The sequence below is a fragment of the Pseudomonas sp. P116 genome (genome assembly GCF_020149425.1).
In the GTDB taxonomy this organism is placed as follows: Bacteria; Pseudomonadota; Gammaproteobacteria; order Pseudomonadales; family Pseudomonadaceae; genus Aquipseudomonas; species Aquipseudomonas anatoliensis.
In genome coordinates this window covers 71,313-84,507 of sequence record NZ_JACVHB010000008.1, presented here as the reverse complement: position 1 = coordinate 84,507, position 13,195 = coordinate 71,313, and the positions used below count along the sequence as shown (strand labels likewise).

Here is a 13,195-nt window from a genome sequence, read left to right as displayed (position 1 = left end):
CTTAATAGTTGAAAGTCTTGACCAGCAGCAGATCACCAATTGCCCGCAGGGGCACGATGAACGTCTCGCGTTTTTCGTCGACGGTGTTTTCGTTGAGCACCAGCGTGATTTGCGAAGTAATCACCTCGTTCTGGTTGCTGGTCTCCTCGAAGTTATAGCCGCCATTGCCGAAGTTGCCCCAATAGTTGACGTAAACCAGATAGGTGCCGTGCAGTGGCGCGGTCATGGTGAACATCTCTGGGCCAGGGCCATCGACGCCGTCGGGGTCGAGGCCGCCGCCGTTGCTCAATGCCGGCCGCGCCCAGAACGCATGCTGGCCGTCGGGCGTGACAATGTGCAGATCGAGTTCAGCTTTCGGATCGTCCCATCCCAAGACAAGACGAATTCGCGCCGGCGTGCGCAAATTATTTGCTTCATAAAATTGCACGCGCTTGAGCGACTGGCCCTCGGCGCTGATCACCTCGACGCTGTTGGAACCGGCGCCAAAGGCATATGGCCGGGCGAAACGGCCCTGATCGTCGGTGTACAGATTCAGCGGATTGCCATTGACGGCGAGGCTGTGCGGCGGGCGCATATGGCCGATGGCCTTGAGCTGGCCCTGGATCATCGTGCGATTGCGCTGGATGCCGCGGTCGATCGGCGGCGTCGGATAGGCGACTTGCGGGTTTTCCGTGCGATCGAGCAAGCCGTGATAACGCCAGCCACCCACCGGTTCCGACAGCTCGGCACTCGGCGGCGCGGCAAGCAGCGCAGGCGCGCAAGCCAGGCCGATCAACAGCAAAAGAAATGAACGCATGTAATGCCTCCTGCCATGCCTGAACGAAACCTTGCACCCGATCCTCGGTACTTCACAGCGTTTGAAACTGCGTTTCGTCTGAAAGACCCGTGACTGCCGGGTCGTAGAAGGCGCGAAGATTAGCCATTCGGCGGTTTTTTAACAATCGGATACATGTGCTATCGCTGTAGGAAACCTGCCTTTTGAAGGTAGTGAGCCGAATAGCGAAGTTATTCGGCTCACAAAATGAGCCGAATAACCCTGAATCACCACAAATCCTGTGGCGAGGGGATTTATCCCCGTTGGGCTGCGCAGCATCCCCAAAAGTTAAGAACACCTATCTTCAGGTCTACAGAGTCAGCATTGATTACGACTGCTGCGCAGCCGATCGGGGATAAATCCCCTCGCCACAAGGGATCTTTGTTCTTGCTGACATCGCCCCGCTCATTTGCCCATACCCCCCCTATCTGCTAGTGTCGCGCCGGTTTAACGTCAACCGGAAACTGCCGCCATGGCCCGCAAAAAAGCTGCACTGGATTTCGAACAGTCCCTCGCCGACCTGCAAACACTGGTCGAGCGTCTGGAGAACGGTGAATTGTCGCTGGAAGACTCGCTGACCGCTTTCGAGCAGGGCATCGGGCTGACCCGTGACTGCCAGGCAGCGCTGGCTCAGGCCGAGCAGAAGGTGCAAGTGCTGCTGGAGCGCGATGGCGAACTCGCCGAGGAACCCTTCGACGCGGAACAGCCAGAATGATTGCAGCGTATTCGGCGACCAGCCAGGCCCGGGTCAACGCGGCACTGGAAAGCCTGTTCAACGCCCCGTTGCCGGAGCTGGCGCGCCTTTACGAGGCCATGCGCTACAGCGTGATGAACGGCGGCAAACGCGTGCGTCCGCTGTTGGCCTACGCCGCGTGCGAAGCCCTCGGTGGCAAGCCTGAGCAGGCTAACGGCGCGGCCTGCGCGGTGGAGCTGATCCACGCCTATTCGCTGGTGCACGACGATTTGCCAGCGATGGACGACGACGACCTGCGTCGCGGCCAGCCCACCACTCACAAAAAATTCGATGAAGCTTGCGCGATTCTCGCTGGTGACGGCTTGCAGAGTCTGGCGTTCAGCGCCTTGCTCGATCCGCGCCTGAGCGACCTCAGCGCCGATATCCGTTTGCAGATGGTCAGTGCGCTCGCACTGGCCGCAGGCCCAGCCGGTATGGTCGGCGGTCAAGCCATCGACCTCGGCTCGGTCGGTCTCAAGCTCGATCAAAAAGCCCTCGAGCAGATGCACCGGCACAAGACCGGTGCGCTGATCGAAGTCAGCGTCAAACTTGGTGCCCTGGCCAGTGGCCGTGCCGAGCCGGATGAACTGCAATCCTTGCAGACTTACGCACAAGCCATCGGCCTCGCCTTCCAGGTGCAGGACGATATTCTCGACGTCGAAAGCGATACCGAAACCCTCGGCAAACGCCAGGGCGCCGATATCGCCCGGGACAAGCCGACCTACCCGGCGCTGCTCGGCCTGGACGCGGCCAAGGCCTACGCCCTGGAGCTGCGCGATCAGGCCCTGCACGCCCTGCGACCGTTTGACGCGGCAGCCGAGCCGTTGCGCGAGCTGGCCCGGTATATCGTCGAGCGCCGCAGCTGACGGCGAATCGGCCAAAAAAGATCAACGCGTGGGCAGTGGGCGATGCATCAGGTAAACTGCCGCATCTTTTATACCTATAACGATTCGCCTGATGCCCACGACGTTTCATGAGATTCCCCGCAAGCGCCCGACCACGCCCCTGCTCGACCGTGCGAATACGCCGGACGGCCTGCGCCGGTTAGCCGAAGCCGAGCTGGAAACCCTGGCTGATGAGTTGCGCCTGGAATTGCTCTACACGGTCGGCCAGACCGGTGGGCATTTCGGTGCCGGTCTGGGCGTCATCGAGCTGACCATCGCGTTGCATTACGTCTTCGACACCCCGGATGACCGGCTGGTGTGGGACGTTGGTCATCAGGCTTATCCGCACAAGATCCTCACCGGTCGCCGTGAGCGCATGGAATCGCTGCGCCAGAAGGACGGCATCGCCGCTTTCCCGCGTCGCGCCGAGAGCGAGTACGACACCTTTGGCGTCGGCCACTCCAGCACGTCGATCAGCGCAGCGCTGGGCATGGCGATTGCCGCCCGCCTGCAGAACAGTGATCGCAAGGCGATTGCCGTGATCGGCGACGGCGCATTAACCGCCGGTATGGCCTTCGAGGCGTTGAACCATGCGCCGGAAGTCAACGCCAACATGCTGGTGATCCTCAACGACAACGACATGTCGATCTCGCGCAACGTCGGTGGCCTGTCGAATTATCTGGCGAAGATTCTTTCCAGCCGCACTTACGCAAGCATGCGCGAAGGCAGTAAAAAAGTGCTGTCGCGCCTGCCCGGCGCCTGGGAAATCGCCCGTCGCACCGAAGAATACGCAAAAGGCATGCTGGTTCCAGGCACCCTGTTCGAAGAGCTGGGCTGGAACTACATCGGCCCGATCGACGGCCACGACCTGCCGACCCTGATCGCCACGCTGCGCAACATGCGTGACCTGAAGGGCCCGCAATTCCTGCACATCGTCACCAAGAAAGGCAAAGGCTTCGCCCCGGCAGAAGTCGATCCGATCGGTTACCACGCCATCACCAAACTCGAACCTGTCGACGCACCGGCCGCTGCGCCGAAGAAAACCGGCGGGCCGAAGTATTCGGCGGTGTTTGGCGATTGGCTGTGCGACATGGCCGCAGTTGATCCGCGTTTGGTCGGGATTACTCCGGCGATGAAGGAAGGCTCGGATCTGGTGGCGTTCAGCGAGCGCTTCCCGCTGCGTTATTTCGACGTGGCGATTGCCGAGCAACACGCGGTGACGTTCGCCGCCGGCATGGCCTGCGAAGGCGCAAAACCGGTAGTGGCGATCTACTCGACGTTCCTTCAGCGCGGCTACGACCAGCTGGTTCACGATGTGGCGGTGCAGAACCTCGACGTGCTGTTCGCCATCGACCGCGCAGGCCTCGTTGGCGAAGACGGCCCGACCCACGCTGGCAGCTTCGACCTGTCGTACCTGCGCTGCATCCCGGGCATGGTCATCATGACCCCGAGCGATGAAAACGAATTGCGCAAAATGCTCACCACCGGTCATCTGTACAACGGCCCGGCGGCGGTGCGTTATCCGCGCGGCAATGGCCCGAATGCGGCAATCGAGAAAGACCTCGAACCGATCGAGATCGGCAAAGGCATCGTTCGTCGTCAGGGCAGCAAAGTCGCCCTGCTGGTGTTCGGCGTACAACTGACCGAGGCGCTGAAAGTCGCCGAGAAGCTGGATGCGACAGTGGTCGACATGCGCTTCGTCAAACCACTGGACGAAGCTCTGGTACGCGAGATTGCCGGCAGTCACGAGTTGCTGGTGACCATCGAAGAGAACGCGATCATGGGCGGCGCCGGTGGTGCGGTCAGCGAATTTCTTGCCCGCGAGAATATCCTCAAGTCGATGCTGCATCTGGGCTTGCCCGATGTTTACGTCGAACATGCAAAGCCTGTGCAGATGCTGGCCGAGTGTGGCCTGGATGAAGCGGGGATCGAAGCTTCCATTCGCGAACGGCTGGAACTGTTGAACCGCTAACGCGGCCCCCTGTAGGAGCTGCCGAAGGCTGCGATCTTTTGATCCTGACCTTCGGCAGCTCCAGACTTTTTAAAAGCAAAATCAAAAGATCGCAGCCTTCGGCAGCTCCTACACGGTTTTGCATAAACCATGGATTGCCATGAAACTCTCGCGCCTCGCCCTGCCCTTCCTTCTGCTGCCGACTGCCAACGCTGTCGCCGACACCTTCGAGCGCGATCAAGCGCTGAAGCTGCCGGACGTGTTGATCAGCGCCAACCGTCAGGTCGAAGCGCGCAATGACAGCAGCGCCGCCAACACCGTGTTCACCCGCGAAGACATCGATCGTCTGCAACCGAGCGATGTGCCGGATCTGCTGCGGCGTGTGCCGGGCGTGCAAGTGGCGCAAGCAGGCGGACGCGGCAGCTTGCCCGGGGTCTATATCCGCGGCACGCAGTCGGCGCAAAGCCTGGTGCTGGTCGACGGCCAGCGCATCGGCAACTCCACTTCCGGTGACAGCAATCTGCAGCACCTGAACATCGAGCAGATCGAACGCGTGGAAGTGCTGCGCGGTTCGCGCTCGGTGATTTACGGCAGCGATGCGATTGGCGGGGTGATTCAGATTTTTACCCGTCGCGGGGCTGAGCAAGGCGTGCAACCACGCATGCATGTCGGCTTCGGCAGCCATCAAACCTGGGAGCGCAGCCTCGGCCTGTCCGGTGGCGACGACAAAACCCGCTTCAACCTCGGCGCCAGCCTGGATGAAACCGCCGGGATCGACCGTACTCATGAGTCATACCCAAGCGACGGCGATCACGATGCCTACCGCAACAAGTCAGTGAGCCTGAGCCTCAGCCATGCGCTGACTGATGACATCGAAGTCGGCGCCAACCTGCTGGATAACCGTGGCAAGAGCGAGTTCGACAATCCGTTCGGCCGCTTCGACACGACCACGTTCGAATCGGTCCAGCAACAGCCTTACAGCGATTTCAACGTTAGTAGCGTCAGCAGTTACGTCGATGCCCGGGTCAACGATATCTGGAAAACCCGCGTCGAATTCGGCCACACAGAGAACCGCGAAAAGACCCTCGACAAGCTCAGCGACGAGCGCACGGTATTCAACACCTACCGCGATTCGGTGAACTGGCAGAACGACCTGACCCTGGATGCGCGCAACAGCCTGATCCTGGGCGGCGACTGGTACGAAGACCGGGTCAACAGCAGCACCGCGTTCGACGAGGACAGCCGCTGGAACCGCGCCGCGTTCATCCAGCACCGTTATCAGGCCGACAGTTTCTCCACGGAGCTGGGTTTGCGCCACGACGACAACCAACAGTTCGGCAGCCAGAACACCTGGAGCGGCACGTTCACCCTGCCGCTTAATCCGGACAACGATCTGCTGCTCAGCTACAGCGAAGGCTTCCGTGCACCGACCTTCAACGACCTGTACTACCCGGATTTCAGCAACCCGAACCTGAAACCGGAAACCTCAAAAAGCTATGAGCTGCAATGGCGCAGCCAACTGAGCGACAACAGTCGTCTGGAAGCGTCGCTGTACCGCACGGATCTTGAGGACGCGATCATCTTCGGCAGCAACTCACGGCCGGAAAACGTGGCTTCAGCACGGATCAACGGTTTCGAAGCGGCGCTGAAGCAGGAATTGTTTGGTTGGCAGAGCAACCTTGGCGTATCGATCATCGACCCGCGCGACCGTGATACCGGCCATACGTTGGCGCGGCGGGCACGGCGGACGTTGAGTTGGGATCTGGATCGGCAGTTTGATCGACTGAGCCTCGGCGCCAGTTGGCAGGCGGTGAGCAGCAGTTATGACGACCTGAACAACAATCAAGCACTAGGCGGCTATGCGCTGTTCGGCCTGCGCAGCAGTTGGGCGCTGAACCGGGAGATCAACCTGGATCTGAAGGTGGATAACCTGCTGGACAAGGGTCACAGCCGCGCAAACTACAGCTATGACGGCAGCCAATATGGTTATCGCGAAGAAGGTCGAGCGTGGATGTTTGGGGTGACCTGGACCCCCGAACTGCGCTGAAACTTCTGATATTGCTGAATTGCTGAAATTGCTGAAATTGCTGATGATCCCTGTAGGAGCTGCCGAAGGCTGCGATCTTTTGATCTTATAAAACAACATCAAAAGATCGCAGCCTGCGGCAGCTCCTACAGGGGTTATTTGTCAGGTTGGATGAGGTGGCAGAGTTCGGCGGTAGCGTCGATCATCTGAGCGCTCGGGCGTTCCAGGCCTTTGTCGGTGACCATCAGCAATTGCCTCTGCTTTACAGCCGTCACCTGCGGCCACGCCTTCCATGCATCCAGCTGCGCCTGATCACTCGCCAGAATCACCTCGGGATCTCGCTGCAACACCGCCTCAATGCTGATTTGCGGCGCCGGCAGACTCAAGTCGCCGAACACATTGCGCGCCCCGCACACCTCAAGCGCATCGCTGATGATCTGCCCCCCGCCGACGGTATACAGCGGCTTGTCCCACACCTGATAGAACACCTTAAGTGGCCTATCCCGGTGATAACGCTGGCGCAGGTTCTCGAGTTTCTTGCGAACATCCGCCGCCAACGCAGCCCCGCGCTCGGGCCGACCGAGCTGAGACGAAATGGCTTCGATCTGCGCAGAAAGCTGTTCAAGACTGTGCGGTTCGGCGACGTAAGTAGGGATGTTCAGCCGCTGGAGCTGATCGCGCTGCGCCGGCCCGACACTGCCGGGCCAGAGCAACAACAGATCAGGTTTGAGGCTGAGCAAACGCTCCATGTCGAGCTGACCATAGCGACCCACCGAGGGAAGATTCGCAATCGCAGCAGGCCGCTCGCCCGCATCCAGTACGCCGACCAGCAGATCGGCGGAATCCAGTTCAACGACGATTTCAGAAAGCGACGGCGCGAGGCTGACCACGCGCTGAGCGGCGAATACAGGGCCATTGATGGCCAGCAGCAGAACCGCCAGCCAGAGATGGCGCATCAGCCGAGTTGACGCGGGATACGGTAGAGGTAAAACAGCACGACGGTGGACAGCGCCAGCAACATCAGCGGTATGGCTTCAAGGCCGACAAATACCGCCAGTGCACCGATCCACGCGGGCAACGCGGCCGCTAGAAATGCCGCTCGGCGACTTGCTGCGAGGGCGATCCAGGCCGCCGGTTCATCTGCAGTGTCGAGAGATTTCTGCGTGGCGATCAGCGCATGTTTGTAGCGGCCAAAAAACTTCAGGCTGACGAACATCGACGCGACACCGGCGATAAACAGCGGCATCGCCAGCACCGGCAGAATCGGCTCGTTCTGAGCAAACACAGCATTCAGCACGAACAACGGCACCAGCGCTAACGCCAGGTATTTCCACCAGTCGACGCTGAGGCGACGCTTTACCTGACCGCGAGTCACGCCCGGTCTACCTCGCCCTGATGCTCGTTGCCCATCATGTGGTCGAGCTTGCTGGCCTTGGTCGCCAGGTACAGTTTGTTGTGCGGGTTGTGGCCGGTGTGCAGCGGCACGCGCTCGGCGACGACGATGCCCATGTCGGTCAAGGCTTTGACCTTGCGCGGGTTGTTGGTCATCAGACGCAGGGCTTTGACCCCGAGGTGTTCGAGCATCGGCAGGCACATGGCGTAGTCGCGCTGGTCGGCGGCAAAGCCCAGACGCTCGTTGGCTTCAACGGTATCGGCGCCGCCATCCTGCAATTCGTAGGCGCGGATCTTGTTCAACAGACCGATGCCGCGACCTTCCTGACGCAGGTAGAGCAATACGCCACGACCTTCGCGGGCGATGGCCTTTAGCGCGCCCTCAAGCTGCGAACCGCAGTCGCAGCGCTGGCTGAACAAGGCGTCGCCGGTCAGGCATTCGGAGTGCAAACGGCCGAGTACCGGGGCACCGTCGGCGAAATCACCCAGGCTCAGCACGACATGCTCGCGGCCGGTGGCTTCATCTAGAAAGCCGTGCATGGTGAATTGCGCAAAAGGCGTTGGCAGCTTGGAAGCGGCGACAAAAACGACAGGCACCGGTGTGCTCCTGATCTAAAAAAAGTCTGAAGATTCGCTGGGCGGCATTGTAACAGCAGGTTCCTACAGACGCTTAGGCTGAATTATCGGGCATAACGATCAAAAAGTTTGATGACTTACCCGACAACACAGACCCGTGTAGGAGCTGTCGAGTGAAACGAGGCTGCGATCTTTTGATCCGGCTTTCAAAATCAAGATCAAAAGATCGCAGCGTGCCGCAGCTCCTACAGGGGATTCGCCGCGCCCGCGCTAAACGGATACGGCTGCTTCCACTTCTCGAAAATCGGTTTCAGCTCGCCGCTCTTCACCAGTTGATCCATGCGCCGGTCAAACAGCGCCATCAACGTGCGGGCCTTGGGGGTATTGGCGAAGCACAGGTACAGCGGCAACTCGGCAACATGGGTCGTGCGAAATTGCGACGGATCCCTCGCCCGACTGAGCACGTAATTGATTTCAGTCAGCGCGTCGATGTAATAGTCGGCACGGTTGTGGGTCAGCATCGACAGGATCCCGGTGCGCCGGATCACTTCGTTGAAGCTGCGTACATTGGGCAAGTAGCTCTGATAGTCGTAGCCGCGCACCCAGGCCAGCCGATAGTTGCCCAAGGTCTCCAGCGTTGGTGCCGGGTTGCTGGCAAGGCCCAGCGCATAGACGTGATCGGTGTCGAAATTCCAGCGCGGATAGAGCAGATCACTGAACTCTTCGTGATACGAGCCCACGCAAGCATCGACTTCAGCACGCTGCGCCAGTCCTACAGAACGCGTATAGGGTTCGCTGCGAAATTCGAGTTTTACCCCGACCGGTTCGAACACCTTGCGCAACACATCCCAGGCCAGCCCATGACCATCGGCAGCGGTGTAGTCTTCCCAGACTTCGCTGGCCAGACGAATAACCGAGGGCGCCGGCGCGGTTTCCTGCGCACTGGCGACAGTGCCCAGCACAGCCAAAACCACCCCTGCCAACCAGCGCCGCGACATCCTAATTACCCTCTTTAGCCTGACAACCCTCGAATCAGGCAAATACCCACACCAGTCCCTGCATCGCCAGCCAGGCGAACACGCCAGCCAGCACGTCGTCGAGCATGATGCCGACTCCGCCATGAACATGCCGGTCGATCCAGCGGATCGGCCACGGCTTGAGAATGTCGAAGAAGCGGAACACCAGGAAACCCGCGAGCAACCAGTACCAGCCTTCCGGCACCAGCCACAGGGTGATCCACATGCCGACCATTTCGTCCCAGACGATGCCTTCGTGGTCGTGCACGCGCAGATCGTCGGCGACCTTGCCGCACAGCCAGAAGCCGAACAGCATGGTGATGCCGAGCATCAGCCAGTACCCCCAGTCGGGCAACATCTGCCACAACGGGATAAAGGGTAGCGCAACGAGCGAACCCCACGTGCCCGGCGCTTTGGGCAAAGTGCCCGAACCGAAGCCGAAGGCGAGGAAATGCCAAGGATTGCGCCAGACAGAAGGCGGGACGAATTCGGCCGGAACCTGTTTCGGGTGATCTGTCACGGTGACTCCTGAAAATGTTGATAGCCCCGGATTTGCGGGGTGATGTCGTGCCCTTCGCGGTCCAGTAGCGCCACGCCCTGCCCCTGCGCCACACGACCGATCACATGGATCGGCCAACCATCGGCGAGCAGTGCCGGCAACTCGACGGACGGTAACGTGAAGGCCAGCACGTAATCATCGCCACCGCTCAGCGCCGCACGCTCGGCACCGCGCTGACCGAGAAACGCCACTAGTGCATCCGACAACGGCACACGCTCACGTTCAATTTCAAGTCGCACCTTCGACGCCAACGCGATGTGCCCACAATCGGCGAGCAAACCGTCGGAGATATCCAGCGCTGACGTGGCTTTGCCTCGCAGAGCCTGACCGAGCGCGAGTTGCGGTTGCGGTGACCAGTAGTGATCGAGCAGCGGCTGAGCGATATCCGGCGCGGCGTCGCGCTGGCCCAACACCAGCGGCAACGCGCCAGCGGCATTGCCCAGTTCACCGCCGACACACAGCAAATCACCTGGCTGCGCACCGTTGCGGGTCAAGGCCAATCCGGTCGGGACGCGACCGAACACAGTGACGGTCAGGCTCAACGGCCCGCGCGTGGTGTCGCCACCCACCAGAGCCACGCCGCAATTCTGCGCCATGCGGTTCAAACCGTGGGCATAGGCTTGCAGCCAATCGGCGGTCACCGTCGGCACAGTCAGGGCAAGGGTAAAGGCGATGGGCGTGGCGCCCATGGCGGCCAGATCGCTGACCGCGACGGCCAGCGAGCGCTGACCGAGCAAAAACGGATCGCAGGGATCGGCGAAATGCACGCCGGCCACCAGCGTATCGGTGGAAATGGCCAGCTGTTCCCCGGGGGGAACCGCCAGCAAGGCGCAGTCGTCGCCGATCCCGAGAGCAACGCCCTCGCCGCCCTGCGCACAAGGCGCGGCGGCGAAGAAATTGCGGATCAGCTCAAACTCGCCCATTGGGTATCAAGCGCATATCAGCGCTTGAACGCCTTCACTTCAGCTTCACGCAGACGCGGGGCCAGCTTGTCGAGCACACCGTTGACGAACTTGTGGCCATCGGTCGAACCGTAGACTTTCGCCAGTTCGATGCCTTCGTTGATCACCACGCGGTACGGCACGTCGACGCGCTTGAGCAGCTCCCAGGTGGACAGGCGCAGCACGCACAGCTCAACCGGGTCCAGCTCTTCGATGGTCAGGTCCAGGCACGGCGCCAACGCAGTGTCGATCTCGGTCTGGTTGGCCGGAACACCGTGCAGGATGTCGTGGAAGTAGCTGGCATCGGCAAAGGTGAAATCGTTGTCGACGCGAAACTGCGCTTCGATTTCGTTCAGCGAAGTGCCAGCCAGAAGACGCTGGTACAGCGCCTGAGTCGCCAACTGACGGGCAGCCCGGCGCTTTTCGCTTTTCGAAGGCTTGCCGGCGTCCGCTGGACGTGGGTCGCGCGGGTTGAAACGATCGCTTTCGTCGCTAATCACTTGGCCTCCAACTGTGCCAGCAGGCTGACCATTTCCAGCGCGGACAGGGCAGCTTCGGCACCTTTGTTACCGGCCTTGGTGCCGGAACGTTCGATGGCTTGCTCGATGGAATCAACGGTCAGGACGCCGAACGCGACCGGAACGCCGAACTCCATGGACACCTGGGCCAGGCCCTTGGTGCACTCGCCTGCCACGTATTCGAAGTGCGGAGTACCGCCACGAATGACCGCGCCGAGGGCGATGATTGCTGCGAACTCGCCTTTCTGAGCGACTTTCTGCGCAACCAGCGGGATTTCGAAGGCGCCAGGAGCGCGGATGATGGTGATGTCGCTTTCGCTCACGCCGTGGCGAACCAGGGCATCAACTGCACCGCTGACCAGGCTTTCAACAACGAAGCTGTTGAAACGGCCCACTACCAGAGCGTAGCGGCCTTTAGGGGCGATGAAGGTACCTTCGATGGTCTTCAGGGTCATTCGTCAGATCTCTTAAAGAGCCGGGACGCGTCTCGTACGCATCCCTCAGTGATATTAGCCACGAATACATGATCGCAGACACCGCATTGCCGTTCCATTACATCCTGTGGCGAGGGGATTTATCCCCGATGGACTGCGCAGCAGTCCCAAAAACAGGGGCCGCTGCGCAGCCCGTCGGGGATAAATCCCCTCACCACAAGGGTACACACCAGCAATACGAATCTGCGGGTCATTATTCGGAGGGCACGTATTCTACAACTTCCAGATCGAAACCGGATATCGCATTAAATTTCATCGGTGCCGACATCAGGCGCATTTTGCGCACACCGAGGTCACGCAGGATCTGCGAACCGGCACCAACGATGCTGTAAGTGGTCGGTTTTTTCGCCGGTACTTGATCGCCGGTTTCACGAATATGCGCCAGCAACACGTCGCCATCGAGCGGATGACCCAGCAACAGCACCACGCCGCTGCCGGCCTCGGCAACTGCAGCCATGGCGGCACGCAGGCTCCAGCGGCCCGGTTGTTTGACCATCAGCAGGTCGCGCAGCGGGTCCATGTTGTGCACGCGAACCAGGGTTGGTTCTTCAGCGCAAACGGTGCCCAGCGTCAGGGCCATGTGCACGTCGCCTTCCACCGAATCACGATAGGTCACCAGGTTGAATTGGCCCAGTTCGCTGTCCAGTGGCTGCTCGGCAATCCGCTGAACGGTACGTTCGTGGATCATCCGGTAGTGAATCAGGTCGGCAATGGTGCCGATCTTGATGTTGTGTTCAGCGGCGAACGCTTCCAGCTCAGTGCGACGAGACATGGTGCCGTCGTCGTTCATCACTTCGCAGATCACGCCGCTCGGCTCGAAACCGGCCATGCGCGCCAGGTCGCAAGCAGCTTCAGTGTGGCCGGCGCGCGCCAGGGTGCCACCAGCCTGAGCCATCAGCGGGAAGATGTGGCCAGGGCTGACGATGTCTTCAGCTTTAGCGTCTTTCGCGGCGGCAGCCTGCACGGTACGTGCACGGTCAGCGGCGGAGATGCCGGTGGTCACGCCTTCGGCCGCTTCGATCGACACGGTGAACTTGGTACCGAACCCGGAACCGTTGCGTGGCGCCATCAGCGGCAGCTTCAACAATTCGCAGCGCTCGCGGCTCATCGGCATGCAGATCAGGCCACGGGCGTGCTTGGCCATGAAGTTGATGTGTTCGGCCTTGCAGCACTCGGCGGCCATGATCAGGTCGCCTTCGTTCTCGCGATCTTCGTCATCCATGAGGATGACCATCTTGCCTTGGCGGATGTCTTCAACCAGTTCTTCGATGCTATTGAGCGCCACAAGGCA

Annotated in this window: 14 protein-coding genes; 4 read left to right on the top strand and 10 right to left on the bottom strand. The window is 60.5% G+C overall.

The features are described 5' to 3' along the window. Position 1: 1 nt before the first annotated feature. A complete protein-coding gene (locus ICA15_RS24025; protein WP_210554835.1) occupies positions 2-796 on the bottom strand; it encodes a YfaP family protein in 795 nt (264 codons plus the stop codon). A 490-nt stretch (positions 797-1,286) separates the two neighbouring features. On the opposite strand from ICA15_RS24025, the gene ICA15_RS24020 reads away from it, so the two are divergent. The 4 genes from ICA15_RS24020 to ICA15_RS24005 all read left to right on the top strand — a co-directional run bounded on the left by ICA15_RS24020 (position 1,287) and on the right by ICA15_RS24005 (position 6,429). Beyond that, positions 1,287-1,529: an exodeoxyribonuclease VII small subunit gene (locus ICA15_RS24020; protein ID WP_003228627.1), complete on the top strand. Its 243-nt coding sequence runs from the start codon at positions 1,287-1,289 to the stop codon at positions 1,527-1,529. Beyond that, positions 1,526-2,413 (top strand): (2E,6E)-farnesyl diphosphate synthase, encoded by an 888-nt coding sequence (gene ispA, locus ICA15_RS24015; protein ID WP_150602088.1) that lies wholly within the window; start codon positions 1,526-1,528, stop codon positions 2,411-2,413. The genes ICA15_RS24020 and ispA overlap by 4 nt, the downstream gene beginning before the upstream one ends. Positions 2,414-2,504: 91 nt before the next feature. Beyond that, complete coding sequence (dxs, locus tag ICA15_RS24010) at positions 2,505-4,403, top strand: 1-deoxy-D-xylulose-5-phosphate synthase (protein ID WP_150602087.1); 1,899 nt, start codon at positions 2,505-2,507, stop codon at positions 4,401-4,403. Between the two features lie 139 nt (positions 4,404-4,542). Next, positions 4,543-6,429: a TonB-dependent receptor domain-containing protein gene (locus ICA15_RS24005; protein ID WP_210554834.1), complete on the top strand. Its 1,887-nt coding sequence runs from the start codon at positions 4,543-4,545 to the stop codon at positions 6,427-6,429. Between the two features lie 134 nt (positions 6,430-6,563). Here the strand turns inward: ICA15_RS24005 and ICA15_RS24000 are convergent, their stop codons facing one another. From ICA15_RS24000 to ribBA, 9 genes are all read right to left on the bottom strand, one after another. Further along, positions 6,564-7,364: a cobalamin-binding protein gene (locus tag ICA15_RS24000; protein WP_210554833.1), complete on the bottom strand. Its 801-nt coding sequence runs from the start codon at positions 7,362-7,364 to the stop codon at positions 6,564-6,566. Further along, positions 7,364-7,783, bottom strand: a complete 420-nt coding sequence (locus ICA15_RS23995) for an MFS transporter (protein WP_210554832.1) — start codon at positions 7,781-7,783, stop codon at positions 7,364-7,366. The genes ICA15_RS24000 and ICA15_RS23995 overlap by 1 nt, the downstream gene beginning before the upstream one ends. After that, positions 7,780-8,397, bottom strand: coding sequence for a GTP cyclohydrolase II (gene ribA / locus ICA15_RS23990; RefSeq protein WP_150617279.1), 618 nt, complete (start codon positions 8,395-8,397; stop codon positions 7,780-7,782). The genes ICA15_RS23995 and ribA overlap by 4 nt, the downstream gene beginning before the upstream one ends. Positions 8,398-8,621: 224 nt before the next feature. Next, positions 8,622-9,374, bottom strand: coding sequence for a substrate-binding periplasmic protein (locus ICA15_RS23985; RefSeq protein ID WP_210554831.1), 753 nt, complete (start codon positions 9,372-9,374; stop codon positions 8,622-8,624). Positions 9,375-9,408: 34 nt separating this feature from the next. Then, positions 9,409-9,912 (bottom strand): phosphatidylglycerophosphatase A, encoded by a 504-nt coding sequence (locus ICA15_RS23980; RefSeq protein WP_011336134.1) that lies wholly within the window; start codon positions 9,910-9,912, stop codon positions 9,409-9,411. After that, entirely contained in the window at positions 9,909-10,874 is a 966-nt protein-coding gene (thiL, locus tag ICA15_RS23975) for a thiamine-phosphate kinase (protein ID WP_210554830.1), read from the bottom strand. Before thiL ends, ICA15_RS23980 begins: the two co-directional genes overlap by 4 nt. Before the next feature lie 17 nt (positions 10,875-10,891). Then, on the bottom strand, positions 10,892-11,392 hold the full coding sequence (nusB, locus tag ICA15_RS23970; protein ID WP_047303669.1) for a transcription antitermination factor NusB: 501 nt from the start codon (positions 11,390-11,392) through the stop codon (positions 10,892-10,894). Further along, positions 11,389-11,865 carry a 6,7-dimethyl-8-ribityllumazine synthase gene (ribE, locus tag ICA15_RS23965; protein WP_003228649.1) on the bottom strand — a complete coding sequence of 159 codons (477 nt, stop codon included), beginning with the start codon at positions 11,863-11,865 and terminating at the stop codon, positions 11,389-11,391. The genes nusB and ribE overlap by 4 nt, the downstream gene beginning before the upstream one ends. Before the next feature lie 232 nt (positions 11,866-12,097). Beyond that, positions 12,098-13,189, bottom strand: a complete 1,092-nt coding sequence (gene ribBA, locus ICA15_RS23960; protein ID WP_150595200.1) for a bifunctional 3,4-dihydroxy-2-butanone-4-phosphate synthase/GTP cyclohydrolase II — start codon at positions 13,187-13,189, stop codon at positions 12,098-12,100. Positions 13,190-13,195 lie beyond the last annotated feature (6 nt).